Raw genomic sequence first — 13,638 nt, forward strand, 5'->3', positions numbered from 1 at the left:
AGGTGTCGATTTGACACGAAAGGAGAGTGAGCAGATTGGCAGAGGATTTTGTGATCGAGATGCTCCACATTACCAAGGAGTTCCCTGGAATCAAGGCAAACGATGATATCACCCTGCAGCTGCGCAAGGGCGAGGTACATGCCCTGCTGGGCGAAAACGGCGCTGGCAAAAGTACGCTGATGAGCGTGCTGTTCGGCTTGTACCAGCCGGAAGCCGGTAAGATCCTCAAGAACGGCAAGGAGGTCGCCGTCCGCAACCCCAACGATGCAAACGCGCTGGGCATCGGCATGGTGCACCAGCACTTCAAGCTGGTGGAATGCTTCAGCGTGCTGGATAACATCATTCTGGGCGTGGAGCCCAATAAGCTGGGCTTTTTGCAGAAGGCTGAGGCCCGCAAGAAGGTCATGGCCCTGAGCGAGAAGTACGGCCTGCGTGTGGACCCCGATGCACTCATCAGTGATATCTCTGTTGGTATGCAGCAGCGTGTTGAGATCCTGAAGATGCTCTACCGCGACAACGAGATCCTGATCTTTGATGAGCCCACTGCTGTTCTGACCCCGCAGGAGATCGACGAGCTGATGGAGATCATGCGCGGGTTCAAGAAGGAAGGCAAATCCATCCTCTTCATCACCCACAAGCTCAACGAGATCATGGCAGTGGCAGACCGCTGCACGGTTCTGCGTAAGGGCAAGTATATGGGCACTGTGGACATCAAGGACACCACCAAGGAAGAGCTTTCCCGCATGATGGTCGGCCGCGATGTTCAGCTGCAGGTGGACAAAAAGCCCGCCGCCCCCGGTGAGGTGGTGCTGGACGTGCAGAATGTTACCATGCACAACGCCCAGCACAAGAAGGATGCCGTCAAGAACGTCTCCTTCCAGGTGCGTGGCGGTGAGATCGTCTGTCTGGCGGGCATCGAGGGCAACGGCCAGACAGAGTTTGTCTACGGCCTGACTGGTCTGGAAAAGTTCAACAGCGGCAAGGTGCTGCTGGACGGCAAGGAGATCACCAACGAGAGCATCCGCCAGCGCTCCAAGGACGGCATGAGCCATATCCCTGAGGACCGCCACAAGCATGGTCTGGTGCTGGATTACAGCCTGGAGAACAACATGGTGCTCCAGCGCTACTGGCAGCCCGAGTTCCAGCACAACGGCTTTATCCGCAGTGAAAAGGTGCGGGAGTACTCTGATAAGCTGATCGCCCAGTATGACGTGCGCAGCGGCCAGGGCAGCGCCACCATCGTGCGCAGCATGTCCGGCGGCAACCAGCAGAAGGCGATCATTGCCCGTGAGATCGACAAAGACCCCAAGCTGCTGGTGGCAGTGCAGCCCACCCGCGGTCTGGATGTCGGTGCCATTGAGTATATCCACAAGCAGATCGTGAATGAGCGCGACAGGGGCAAGGCTGTGCTGCTGGTCAGTCTGGAGCTGGACGAGGTGATGAACCTCTCTGACCGGATCCTTGTGATGTACGAGGGTGAGATCGTGGGCGAGTTTGACCCCAAGACCACCACGGTCCAGGAGCTGGGCCTGTACATGGCCGGTGCCCGCAAGCAGGGAAAGGAGTAAGCAGAAATGAAAAACAAAAAACTTTCCCACAACGGGCTACAGGGTTCTGTCACCAGCGTGATGGCTGCCCTGCTGTGTATCCTGATCGGTCTGTTTGTGGGTTTCCTCGTGCTGCTGGCCATCAACCCGGCCCACGCATGGGCAGACGGCTTTGTCCGCATCCTCAAGGGCGGCTTCCATGATGCCCCCTATGGTGTCGGCAAGGAGCTGGCCAACGCCGCGCCCCTGATTATGACCGGCCTTTCCGTGGGCTTTGCCTTCAAGACCGGCCTGTTCAACATCGGTGCCGCCGGTCAGTATACGCTGGGCGCTTACGGTGCCCTCTACTGTGCCATCATGCTCAAGCTGCCCTGGTTCGTCTGCCTGCTGGCTGCGGCCATTCTGGGCGGTCTGTGGGGTGCCATCCCCGGTTTCTTCAAGGCCTACTTCAACATCAACGAGGTCATTACCTCCATCATGTTCAACTGGATCGGCCTGTACCTCGTCAATGAGCTGGTCTACCAGAACGGCACCGGCCCCATGTACGATGTGCGCAACACCCGCACCCTGAACCTGGGCAAGAACGCAGATCTCGCCCAGTCTGTCATCCCGGACTTCGGCCTGAACAAGCTGTTCCAGACCAACAGCACCACCATTGCCATCTTCCTGGCCGCTGCGGTGGCCATCCTGATCTGGGTGGTGCTGAACAAGACCACCTTTGGCTATGAGCTGAAGGCGGTCGGCCTGAACAAGAGCGCTGCCCGCTACGCCGGTATCAACGAAAAGAAGAACATCATCCTCTCCATGGCCATTGCCGGTGCGCTGGCAGGCTTTGGCGCGGGCCTGTTCTACCTGTCCAACGTGGGCCAGTGGAACCCCCTGAACTCCACCAGCCTGCCCGCCATGGGCTTCAACGGCATCTCCGTTGCCCTGCTGGCAAGCTCCAACCCCATTGGCACCATCTTCTCGGCCCTGTTCATCTCCCACATCTCGGTGGGCGGCACCTTCCTTTCCACCAAGTATTATCCCACGGAGATCGCCGACCTGATCAGCGGCATCATCATCTACCTGTGTGCATTCTCCATGCTGTTCCGCGGCAAGATCCAGAAGCTGCTGTTCAAGAATGCGGACAAGACCAATGTGAACGCAGAGCCTGCCCCGGCGGAAAAGGCCAACGCGAAGAAGGAGGGCAAGTAAGATGCTGCTTTTGATCAAATATACCCTGCTGTATGGCATCGTCCTGATGCTGGTGGCACTGGGCGGTATGTTCAGTGAGCACTCCGGCATCATCAACATCGCGCTGGAAGGCATCATGGTCATCGGCGGTGTGGCGGGTGTTCTGACCCTGACCATGCTTCCGGCCGACATGTCGCCGTTCCTGGTGGTGCTGATCTCGGTCCTGGTGGCTGCGCTGGCCGGTATTGTGTACAGCCTGCTTCTGGCCTTTGCTTCCATCAACCTGAAAGCGGACCAGACCATCGGCGGCACGGCCCTGAACCTGCTGGCCACCGCCATTGCCGTGGTCATTGCAAAGTATTTCAGCGACAGCGGCAGCGCCAAGCTGAACTATTCCAACAAGCCGTTCCTGTTCAGCATCGGCGGCCTGGAGCTGAGCATCTTTGTGCCGCTGGGCATCGTGCTGCTCGTCATCAGCTATGTGGTGCTGTACAAGACCCGCTTCGGTCTGCGCCTGCGCGCCTGCGGCGAACATCCTCAGGCCGCCGATTCTGTGGGCATCAACGTCTACAAGATGCGCTATGCGGGTGTGCTGCTTTCCGGTGCGCTGGGCGCCATCGGCGGTCTGGCATATATCGTGCCCCCGGTGCAGACCTGGAACTTTGAGGTCGGCGTGGCTGGCGCGGGCTTCCTTGCACTGGCTGTTATGATCTTTGGTCAGTGGAAGCCTTTCAACATCTGTGCCGCCGCCATGTTCTTTGCCGTGTTCAAGAGTTTGGCAAACATTGCGGATTCCACCTTCCTGGCACAGCTCCACTGGTCCAGCAACATCTATAACATGATGCCGTTCATCGCATCCATGATCATTCTGGCCTTTACCTCCAAAAACAGCATGGCCCCCAAGGCCGAGGGTATCCCTTACGACAAGGGTTCCCGCTGAGCGAGGTTTGTTCCAAGGGCGCAGCTGCTTTTCCGGGCAGCTGCGCCCTTGGTGTTCAAAACCCGACAAAGGAGACGGAATGTGGATTGCCTTTGTCAAAAAGTCTGTTATAATGGAATTTACTGAAAGTCATACTGTCAGACAGGAGAATTGCGATGCGTATTTATGATCTGATCGCGAAAAAGCGCGATGGCGGTACCCACACCCGGGAAGAGTTGGAAGCCATTGTCAACGGCTTTGTCAGTGGGGAAGTGGCCGATTACCAGATGGCTGCCTGGATGATGGCGGTCTACCTGCGCGGCATGACCAACGAAGAAACAGCCGAGCTGACGGACGTGATGGCCCACAGCGGCGTGATGGTCGATCTTTCCCCCATCCCCGGCATCAAGGTGGATAAGCACTCCACCGGCGGCGTGGGCGATAAGACCACCCTTGTGATCGCCCCTGTGGTGGCGGCCTGCGGTGTAAAGATCGCCAAGATGAGCGGCCGTGGTCTGGGCCATACCGGCGGCACCATTGACAAGATGGAGAGCGTGCCCGGCACCAGAACTGCCCTTTCGCAGGAGGAGTTCTTTGCCCAGGTGAACAAGATCGGGCTGTCGGTCATTGGCCAGAGCGAGGGCATTGCCGTGGCGGATAAGAAGATGTACGCCCTGCGGGATGTGACCGCCACGGTCAGCTGCATCCCTCTCATCGCCTCTTCCATCATGTCCAAGAAGCTGGCCTCCGGCTCCGATGCCATCCTGCTGGATGTGACCACCGGCACCGGTGCCTTTATGAAGACCGTGGACCAGAGCATTGAGCTGGCTGAGCTGATGGTCGCCATCGGCACCCACCATGGCCGCCGGGTGGCCGCCATGATCACCGATATGGACACCCCGCTGGGCCGTAACATCGGCAATAGCCTTGAGGTCATGGAGAGCATGGATGTGCTCAAGGGCAGGGGCCCTGCCGACCTGACCGAGGTCTGCCTGCAGCTGGCCGCCAATATGCTGGTGCTGGCAGGCAAGGGTACCCCGGCGGAGTGCCGTGCCATGGCACAGGCTGTGATCGCGGACGGCTCTGCCTTTGCAAAGTGCAAGGAGATGTTTGCGGCCCAGGGCGGCGACACCCGTGTGCTGGACGATTACAGCCTGTTTGAGCAGCCCGCAGCCAGCTTTGAGCTGCTGGCCGAGCAAGATGGCTACATCGTGGCCAACGATGCCGAGAAGATCGGCTCTGCCAGTGTGCTGCTGGGCGCTGGCCGCCAGAAGAAGGGTGACCCGCTGGACTTTGCGGCCGGCATCACCCTGCACAAAAAGCGCGGTGACTATGTGCACAAGGGCGAAAGTCTGGCCACCTTCTACGGTGCGGCAGATAAGTTTGAAGCCGCTGCTGCGGAGTACCGCAGCGGTCTGGTCTATGGTGCGGAAAAGCCCGAGGAGGCCCCGCTGGTCTACGCCCTGGTCACCAAGGACGGCGTGGAGCGCTACTGAGAAAGCATCCTTCCCGCAAGGCGGGAGGGACGGAAAGGACATTTTCTATGAAGATCATTCTGGTGGGCTGCGGCAAGGTCGGCACAGCGCTGGCACGTCAGCTCAGCGAGGAAGGCCACAATGTCACGGTCATCGATACCAACAAGGCCCGTGTGGAGCATATCAGCGAATCCTATGACGTGATGGGCATTACCGGCAACGGCTCCTCCATCGCAACGCTGTCCGAGGCGGGGATCGAGGAGGCGGACGTGTTCATTGCAGTCACCGGCTCGGACGAGCTGAACCTGCTCTGCTGCATGTTTGCCAAAAAGGCGGGCCATTGCCACGCCATTGCCCGTGTGCGCAACCCCTCCTACAGCCATGAGCTGGACTTCATCAAAAAGCAGATCGGCATTTCGGCCATCATCAACCCGGAGATGGCGGCGGCGCGGGAGATCTCCCACCTGCTGCGCTTCCCCGGTGCCAGCAAGATCGATACCTTTGCGGAAGGCCGGGTGCGGCTGATCAAGTTTACTCTGACCGAGGCACAGGCACTGGACGGCGTGGCCATCCGGGAGATCCCCACCCGGCTCAAGAGCGATATCCTGGTCTGTGCCGTGGAGCGCAACGGCGGGGTCATCATCCCCAACGGTAATTTTGTGCTCCAGACCGGTGATCAGGTCACTTTTCTTGCAACGCAGGAAAAGGCCCACGAGTTCTTCCAGCGCATCCATCTGGCCGTGCGCCCGGTGCGCAATGCCCTCATCGTGGGCGGCGGTGCCATTGCCTTCTACCTGAGCCAGGAGCTGCTGGAAAACCATGTCCGGGTGCGGATCGTGGAGCGGGACCCTGCCCGCTGCGATGTGCTGGCCCAGGCCCTGCCCGAGGCACAGATCCTGTGTGAGGACGGCTCCAACCGCGAGTTCCTGCTCTCCGAGGGCCTGACCTCCACCGAGGCCTTTGTGGCCCTGACCAACATCGATGAGGAAAATGTTCTGCTGACCCTGTTTGCCAAGAAGCATTCCAACGGCAAGTTGGTCACCAAGATCAACCGCCTGGAATTTGACGATATCCTGGCCGGGCTTGATCTGGGCAGCATCGTCTACCCCAAGTACATGACCTGCGATTACATCGTGCAGTATGTGCGCGCTTTGCAGAACGAGGCAGGCAGCAACATCAAGACCCTGTACCGCATTCTGGACGACCGCGTGGAGGCGCTGGAATTCACGGTCCATGAGAAGAGCCGCGCCACCGGTGTGCCCCTGAGCCAGCTCCACCTGAAAAAGAACCTGCTGCTCTGCTGCATCACCCGCGGCAACGAGATCAAGATCCCGCGCGGCGGCGATGAGATCCAGGTGGGCGACAACGTCATCGTGGTCACGCTGGAGCACGGCCTGCATGACCTGCGGGACATCGTGGAAGATTAACGGAGGCGCGGCATGAATTATGCGATCGTTCTGCGGCTGCTGAGCTACATCCTCTATTGCGAAGCCGCGCTGCTCCTGCTGCCTGCCATGGCCAGCCTGATCTACGGTGAGTGGATGGTGCTGGGCGTGTTCCTGTTCACGGCAGCACTTTCTGCGGTGGCGGGCGCTCTGCTCCACCGCATCAAGCCCAAGAGCCAGATCTTCTATATGCGGGAGGGCTTTGCCACCACGGCGCTCTGCTGGCTGCTCATCAGTGTGGTGGGCGCGGTGCCCTTTGTGCTTACGGGCAGCATCCCCAACCCGGTGGATGCCATGTTTGAGACCGTTTCCGGCTTCACCACCACCGGTGCCAGCATCCTGCCCGCTGTGGAGGACCTGCCCAGGGGCATCCTGTTCTGGCGCAGCTTCACCCACTGGATCGGCGGCATGGGCGTTCTGGTGTTCCTGCTCTCCCTGCTGCCCCTGACCGGCGGCTCCCATGTCAACCTGATGAAAGCCGAAAGCCCCGGCCCCCAGGTGGATAAGCTGGTGCCCAAGGTGCAGTCCACGGCAAAGATCCTCTATGGCATTTATTTTGGCCTGACTGTCATCGAGTTCGTGTTCCTGTTGTTCGGCGGGATGCCGGTGTTTGAGTCTCTGCTGACCTCCTTTGGTACAGCGGGCACCGGCGGCTTCGGCTTCCGCAATGACAGTTTTGCCAGCATGTCGCCCTATGTCCAGTGGGTCGTGACCATCTTTATGATCCTGTTTGGCGTGAACTTCAACGCCTATTTCCTGCTGCTGATGCGCCGCTTCCGCCGCGCTGCCGCCAGCGAGGAGGTGCGCGCCTACTTTGTGATCATCGGTGTGGCTGTGGTCATCATCACGGCCAACATTTACAGCATGTACAACGGCTTGGGCGAGGCCCTGCGCCACGCCGCCTTCCAGGTGGGCTCCATTATTACCACCACAGGTTTTTCCAGCTGTGATTTTGACCTGTGGCCCACCCTCTCCAAGGAGATCCTTGTCATGCTGATGTTTGTGGGTGCCTGCGCGGGCAGCACCGGCGGCGGCATGAAGGTCAGCCGCCTCCTGCTGATGGGCAAGACTGTGGGCAAGGAGCTCAAGCAGGCCCTTCACCCGCAGGTGGTTGCCCCCGTCCGGATGGACGGCAAGGTGGTCAACCATGAGACCATTCGCGCCACCAATGTCTATGTGGCCGCCTACATCTTCATCTTTGCGGCATCCTTCTTCCTCATCAGTCTGGATGACTTTGACATGGTGACCAACTTCACCGCCATTGCCGCCACGTTGAACAACATCGGCCCGGGCCTTGCCCAGGTGGGCCCCATGATGAACTTTGGCAGCTACTCCAATCCCGCCAAGCTGGTTATGATTTTTGACATGCTGGCGGGCCGTCTGGAGATCTTCCCCATGCTGGTGTTCTTTATGCCGGACACCTGGCGGCGGTTCTGAGCAAAATAACAAAGCGGATGCGCTCCCACCGGAACGCATCCGCTTTTTGCTGTATCAGAATTCCTGCGGCTTTTTCCCCAAGAGCGCCGCGCCGCTCAGCACGATGACCCCGCCCAGCAGGGCAAGGCCTGCACCGGCCTGCCCGAAGGCATCGCCGACGGCACCCACCAGAGGACTTGCAGGGATCATCAGCAGGCTGTAGGCCATGCCGTCCACGCTGATGAGGGTGGCTCGCTGGTCACTGGGGATGGCATCGTTCAGCTTCTGGCTCTCGTGGAGCAGATAGACCTCCAGCACACCCTGCACCAGCATCATGCCCAGGATGCCGCCCCAGGCGGGCGCAGTACCCACCAGCAGAGTGCCCACACCGCAGAGCAGGGCACAGGCCGTGTAGAGCTGCCGCATGGAGCGGCAGCTCACCCGGCGGCCGATCTCGGTGCCCGCCACGCAGGCCAGACCGCCCAGCAGCAGGGGAAGGAAGAGCAGCTCCGTGGGCCAGCCCAGCTCAACGAGCCGCTGCTGCAAAAACATTTTGGTCAGGTAACTGGGCACGCTGATGAGGGCGCTGGATGCGATAAGTTTCACCGCCATTGGGCAGGTGCGCAGGACATGCAGGCTGTCCCGCACCAGCTGGCGGAACTGTTCGGGCAGAGCGTGCAGCGGGTGCTTTTCCCGGCTGGCCTGTGATTCAGTGACGATGGGCTCCGCAAGCAGCATATTGGCAAGGGCGGAAGCACCCTCAAAGGCGGCGTTCAGCAGATAAAAGCCCACGTAGCCGAGAAACTGGTTCAGGATGCTGGCCATGGAGCCTATGGCGTTGGCCAGCATGGAGATCTGAGAGCCGTTGGCAGAGACCTGAATGTATTCTTCTTCGCAGCCTTCCTGCTTCAGGCTGTCGTAGAGCAGCGCCGTGGAGGTGCCGGAGAACATGGTCATGGCCAGCGCGTTCAGCCCCATGGCAAAACAGATGGTGAACAGGTCTGACGCAAAGGCCATCAGCAGGCTTTGCAGGACCATGCACACGCCGCCGGACACGAGGGTCTTTTTCCGGCCCAGCAGGTCTGCCGCCATGCCGCTGGGCACTTCACACAGCAGGCTGACAACATGGAACACGCTTTCGGCCAGGCCGATCTCCCACAGGGAGAAGCCTCGGGCCGCCAGCAGCGCCACCCATACCGCATCCGTGATGCGCAGGCCGGAGAAGAGATCGGTAGTGTAAATGCAGGCAAGCTGCTTTTTCAAATTGAGCTTACGTTTATGGTTCATGGGGAACACCCTTTCTATTTGTCGTTGTGAAATTTCAAAATAGAAAGTGTACCCTTGCTAACGAAAGTTTGCTGTGACCAAACCCCTCCGTCAATGCTGACGCATTGCCACCTCCCCTAATAGTGGAGGCCTTGGCAATCCGTGCAGAATTTCCGGTTTCGCCAGAGGCTCCCCTACTAGGGGAGCTGACGAGCGAAGCGAGTCTGAGGGGTTCAGGCAAAACAAAAGCGCCCAACAGCAAAGCTGCGCGGCGCTGAAAATCATGCTCCACGTCTTGCTGAAAGGTTTCCTCGATTTAGCTCCCCTACGAGAGGAGCTGGCTGCGCCAAAGCGCAGACTGAGAGGTTTTGTTTCCAATAAAAGGGTACACTTCGAGCCGGAACGTATTAAATCTGACCTTTTTTGAAAAAGATGCAGCCATTCCAACCCATCTGGGTGTACCCTCCTTTCAGTAAAACGTTACGCTTACAATACCATACTTTCGGCCAAAACACAAGCAAAACCGTAAAATTCAGGGAAAAAGTGCCGCCCCGGCTTGCAAACAGGCCCAAAGTGTGGTAAGATGATATCCGGTTATGAAACCTGAATATCTTGAAAACGCAGCGACGGAGAGAGTACGCATGCAGTTCCACAGCAAAGAGAGAAGCTTCACCGGCTGAAAGGGCTTCCGCGTGGGTGTGTGCCGAAGTTCGCTCCTGAGCGGCCTGCCCGAACGGCTTCTATTAGGGCAGGACGGCGCGCCCCGTTACGGCGTTTGAGAGCCGCCCTTCTTTGTGCAGGGCGGAAACCGGGTGGTACCGCGGAGCATTGGATTTGCAAAGGCTTCGTCCCTTTTGTCCGGCCAGAAATGGCCCGGCAGGGGACGGGGCCTTTTTTGCTGCCCCGCTTTGAAAACACGAACTGAGAAGGAGAGAATTTCCATGCAAGCAATGATCGACGAGCTGGCCAAACAGGCCGCAGAGAGCCTCGGTCAGGTCTCTTCCAAGGAGACGCTGGCCTCGTTCTGGCAGGAATATCTGAGCAAAAACGGCAAGATCCCCGCGCTGATGAAGAATCTGCGCTCTGTCGCGCCCGAAGAGCGCCCCGCCATGGGCAAGATCATCAACGAGCTCAAGCAGAAGGTGCAGGCAGACTACGATGCCGCCGCCGCCAAGGTGAAGGAGGCCGAGCTGGCCGCCCGCAACGCCGCTGAGACCGTGGACATCACCCTGCCCGCCAAGACCCGCACGGTGGGTGGTCTGCACCCCCTGACGCTGGTCACCAACCAGATCATCGACGTGTTCTCCGGCATGGGCTTTGCCGTGGCCGATGCACCTGAGATCGAGGACGACGACCACAACTTCACCCGCCTGAACGTGCCCAAGGATCACCCCGCCCGCGATATGCAGGATACCTTCTACCTGTCCGACGAGTTCCTGCTCCGCACCCAGACCTCCGGTGGCCAGATCCGCACCATGGACAGCCAGAAGCCGCCCATCAAGGTGCTGATCCCCGGCCGTGTGTTCCGTTCCGATTCCGATGCCACCCACAGCCCCATGTTCCACCAGATGGAAGGTCTGGTCGTGGATAAGGGTATCACCCTGGGCGACCTGCAGGGCGCGCTGAACACTTTTGTGCAGAAGCTGTTCGGCAAGGACACCCGCACCCGCCTGCGTCCCTCTTACTTCCCCTTCACCGAGCCCAGTGTGGAGGTCGATGTCAGCTGCTTTGAGTGCGGCGGCAAGGGCTGCCCCCTGTGCAAGCACACCGGCTGGATCGAAGTTCTGGGCGGCGGTGTTGTCAACCGCAAGGTGCTGGAGAACTGCAACATTGACCCGGATGAATATTCCGGCTTCGCCTTCGGCATTGGCATCGAGCGCATCGCCATGCTGAAGTACGGCATCAACAACATCGGCCTGATGTTCGAGAACAACCTGCAGTTCCTCAAGCAGTTCCATGAATAAGAGGGGAGAGAACAGACAATGAAAGTACCTTTCAGTTGGTTAAAAGAATTCGTTGATATCGACGTTACCGCTCAGGAGCTGGAGGAGAAGCTGTTCTCCTGCGGCTTTGAAGTGGAAGAGCTGATCCCGCTGGATGCAGGCATCAGCAAGGTGGTCGTTGGCAAGATTGTGGAGATGGAAAAGCAGGAGGGCACCCACCTGACCAAGTGTGTGGTGGACTGCGGTGACTACGGTCACGACATCCGCATCAGCACCGGTGCCGCCAATATGAAGCTGGGCGACTGTGTTCCCGCCGCTCTGGATGGCTCCACCCTGCCCGGCGGCATCAAGATCAAGGCCCGCAAGATGCAGGGCGTGGAGTCCAACGGTATGCTCTGCTCCGGCGAGGAGCTGGGCCTGAACGATGACCTGTTCCCGGGCTCTGAGGTCTATGGTCTGCTCATCCTGCCCGAGGATTCCGTTCCCGGCACCGACATCGCACCCGTTGTCGGTCTGGATGACTATATCTTCGATATCTCCATCACCGCAAACCGCCCGGACTGCCAGTCCGTGCTGGGCATTGCCCGCGAGGTCGCTGCCATTCTGGGCAAGCCCCTGCACATGCCCGCCATGGATTACAAGGCTGTCTGCGAGCCGGATGCTCCCATCAACGTCCAGGTGGAGGCCCCTGACCTGTGCCCCCGCTATATGGCGCACTACGTCCGCAACATCCGCATGGGCGAATCTCCCCGCTGGATGAAGCGCCATCTGGCCCTGTGCGGCCTGCGCTCCATCAGCAATGTGGTGGATATCACCAACCACACCCTGCTGGAAATGGGCCAGCCCATGCACGCCTTTGACCTGAACAAGGTCGCCGGCCGCACCATTGATGTGCGCCGTGCCCACGAGGGTGAGAAGATCGTGACCCTCGATGAAAAGGAGTTCACCCTGAACCCCAACAATCTGGTCATCTGTGATGCCGAGAAGCCTGTGGCTCTGGCCGGCATCATGGGCGGTGCCAACTCCGGCATGGATGAGAACACCACCAGCCTGCTATTCGAGTGCGCCACCTTCGCCCGTGACTGCGTCCGCAAGACCAGCCGTGCCCTGGGCCAGAACAGTGATTCCTCTGCCCGCTATGAAAAGGGTGTGGACCGCAACTCTCCCGAGCTGGGCCTGGCTCGTGCCCTGCACCTGATCCAGGAGCTGGACTGCGGCGATATCACCACCCTCGAGTATGACCTGACCGATGGCCGCCCGCTGGAGCGCAAGCACATCGTGACCACCCCTGCCAAGATCTGCGGTGTGCTGGGCATCACTGTGCCCGAGCAGACCATGATCGATATCCTGCAGCGCCTGGAGTTTACGGTGGATGTGCAGGCCGATGGCAGCTGGGATGTGTCTGCTCCTCTCTACCGTGAGGATGTGGAGAGCTTCCCCGATCTGGCGGAGGAGGTCATCCGTGAGTACGGCTATGACCACATCAACCCCACCTTCCTGAACACCGCCTCTGTCACCAACGGCGGCCTGAACTACGCGCAGAAGCAGCAGCTCAAGACCAAGCGCCTGCTGGCTGCACAGGGCTTCTATGAGGCCTCCACCCTGGCCTTCTACTCCAACGCGGAGCTGGATATGCTGCACATCCCCGCTGAGGATGCTGCCCGCAAGGCCATCCGCATCCTGAACCCCATCAGCGAGAACCTGTCCATCATGCGCACCCTGCTGACCCCGTCCATGCTGAACGTCATCGTGGACAACCTCAAGAAGGGCAATGCTGAGGGCCGCCTGTTCGAGATGGCTCCTGTCTATCTGGCCAAGGAGCTGCCCATCAGCGAGCATCCCCATGAGCGTCAGACCCTCTGCATTGGTGCCTTTGGCCCCGAGGAGGACTTCTTCACCGTCAAGGGTGCAATGGAGGCGCTGGCCGCAGGCTTTGACCTGACCTTCACCTATGAGCGCGAGACCACCCCGTGGCTCCACCCCGGCATCAGCGCCGCTGTCTACTGCAACGGCAAGCGTCTGGGCGTGTTCGGTAAGCTCTCCAATGAGATCAACGGCGAGCTGGAGATCGCAAAGGACCAGAAGGACAGCCAGAACATCTATCTGGGTGAGCTGGACTATGAGGCTCTGATGTCCTGTGTGGACGGTGAGCTGCGCTATAAGCCGCTGAGCCCCTACGCTGCCGTCAAGCGTGACCTGGCCCTTGTCTGCGAGGAAAAGGTCACCTGCGGCGAGATCGAGGACACCATCAAGAAGGCAAGCTCCCTCATCACCGAGGTCAAGCTGTTCGATATCTACCGCGGCGCAAACCTGGGCGAGGGCAAGAAGAGCATGGCCTTCTCCCTGACCCTGTCTGACCCCAGCGCAGAGATCTCCGCTGAGCAGGTCGAGCGCACCGTCAAGAAGGTGCTGGGCAACCTGAAGTTCAAGCTGGGCATTGAGATCCGGTAA

The 13,638-nt window shown here is 59.5% G+C and carries 9 protein-coding genes and 1 other annotated feature; of the genes, 8 read left to right on the forward strand and 1 reads right to left on the reverse strand.

Features of this window, described 5'->3' with window-relative positions; genetic code table 11:
- Nucleotides 1-59 precede the first annotated feature (59 nt).
- From J3351_RS01995 to J3351_RS02020, 6 genes are all read left to right on the forward strand, one after another.
- Nucleotides 60-1,568: an ABC transporter ATP-binding protein gene (locus J3351_RS01995; protein ID WP_207697059.1), complete on the forward strand. Its 1,509-nt coding sequence runs from the start codon at nt 60-62 to the stop codon at nt 1,566-1,568.
- A gap of 6 nt (nt 1,569-1,574) precedes the next feature.
- Nucleotides 1,575-2,744, forward strand: a complete 1,170-nt coding sequence (locus tag J3351_RS02000) for an ABC transporter permease (RefSeq protein WP_154276651.1) — start codon at nt 1,575-1,577, stop codon at nt 2,742-2,744.
- 1 nt (nt 2,745) lies between these two features.
- The gene (locus tag J3351_RS02005) at nt 2,746-3,663 is read left to right on the forward strand and encodes an ABC transporter permease (RefSeq protein WP_097770339.1); all 918 of its coding nucleotides are present in this window, start codon (nt 2,746-2,748) and stop codon (nt 3,661-3,663) included.
- A 155-nt stretch (nt 3,664-3,818) separates the two neighbouring features.
- Nucleotides 3,819-5,138: a thymidine phosphorylase gene (locus tag J3351_RS02010; RefSeq protein WP_117504724.1), complete on the forward strand. Its 1,320-nt coding sequence runs from the start codon at nt 3,819-3,821 to the stop codon at nt 5,136-5,138.
- Between the two features lie 47 nt (nt 5,139-5,185).
- Nucleotides 5,186-6,544, forward strand: coding sequence for a Trk system potassium transporter TrkA (trkA, locus tag J3351_RS02015; RefSeq protein WP_207697005.1), 1,359 nt, complete (start codon nt 5,186-5,188; stop codon nt 6,542-6,544).
- Between the two features lie 12 nt (nt 6,545-6,556).
- On the forward strand, nt 6,557-7,999 hold the full coding sequence (locus J3351_RS02020; protein ID WP_207697006.1) for a TrkH family potassium uptake protein: 1,443 nt from the start codon (nt 6,557-6,559) through the stop codon (nt 7,997-7,999).
- A 54-nt stretch (nt 8,000-8,053) separates the two neighbouring features.
- On the opposite strand, the gene J3351_RS02025 is transcribed toward J3351_RS02020, so the two are convergent.
- The gene (locus tag J3351_RS02025) at nt 8,054-9,265 is read right to left on the reverse strand and encodes an MFS transporter (RefSeq protein ID WP_207697007.1); all 1,212 of its coding nucleotides are present in this window, start codon (nt 9,263-9,265) and stop codon (nt 8,054-8,056) included.
- A gap of 593 nt (nt 9,266-9,858) precedes the next feature.
- Nucleotides 9,859-10,100 (forward strand) — a binding site (T-box leader).
- Between the two features lie 85 nt (nt 10,101-10,185).
- On the opposite strand from J3351_RS02025, the gene pheS reads away from it, so the two are divergent.
- Both pheS and pheT read left to right on the forward strand, forming a co-directional pair.
- Nucleotides 10,186-11,208: a phenylalanine--tRNA ligase subunit alpha gene (gene pheS, locus J3351_RS02030; protein WP_005930972.1), complete on the forward strand. Its 1,023-nt coding sequence runs from the start codon at nt 10,186-10,188 to the stop codon at nt 11,206-11,208.
- A gap of 18 nt (nt 11,209-11,226) precedes the next feature.
- A complete protein-coding gene (pheT, locus tag J3351_RS02035; protein WP_207697008.1) occupies nt 11,227-13,638 on the forward strand; it encodes a phenylalanine--tRNA ligase subunit beta in 2,412 nt (803 codons plus the stop codon).

The sequence above is a fragment of the Faecalibacterium sp. Marseille-Q0746 genome, from assembly GCF_017377595.1.
Taxonomy (GTDB): Bacteria; Bacillota; Clostridia; order Oscillospirales; family Ruminococcaceae; genus Faecalibacterium; species Faecalibacterium duncaniae.

Coding starts and splice junctions, on each gene's coding strand:
- trkA (WP_207697005.1), top strand. CDS start 5,186: ATGAAGATCATTCTGGTGGGCTGCGGCAAGGTCGGCACAGCGCTGGCA.
- pheS (WP_005930972.1), top strand. CDS start 10,186: ATGCAAGCAATGATCGACGAGCTGGCCAAACAGGCCGCAGAGAGCCTC.
- J3351_RS02010 (WP_117504724.1), top strand. CDS start 3,819: ATGCGTATTTATGATCTGATCGCGAAAAAGCGCGATGGCGGTACCCAC.
- J3351_RS01995 (WP_207697059.1), top strand. CDS start 60: ATGCTCCACATTACCAAGGAGTTCCCTGGAATCAAGGCAAACGATGAT.
- J3351_RS02020 (WP_207697006.1), top strand. CDS start 6,557: ATGAATTATGCGATCGTTCTGCGGCTGCTGAGCTACATCCTCTATTGC.
- pheT (WP_207697008.1), top strand. CDS start 11,227: ATGAAAGTACCTTTCAGTTGGTTAAAAGAATTCGTTGATATCGACGTT.
- J3351_RS02005 (WP_097770339.1), top strand. CDS start 2,746: ATGCTGCTTTTGATCAAATATACCCTGCTGTATGGCATCGTCCTGATG.
- J3351_RS02000 (WP_154276651.1), top strand. CDS start 1,575: ATGAAAAACAAAAAACTTTCCCACAACGGGCTACAGGGTTCTGTCACC.
- J3351_RS02025 (WP_207697007.1), bottom strand. CDS start 9,265: ATGAACCATAAACGTAAGCTCAATTTGAAAAAGCAGCTTGCCTGCATT.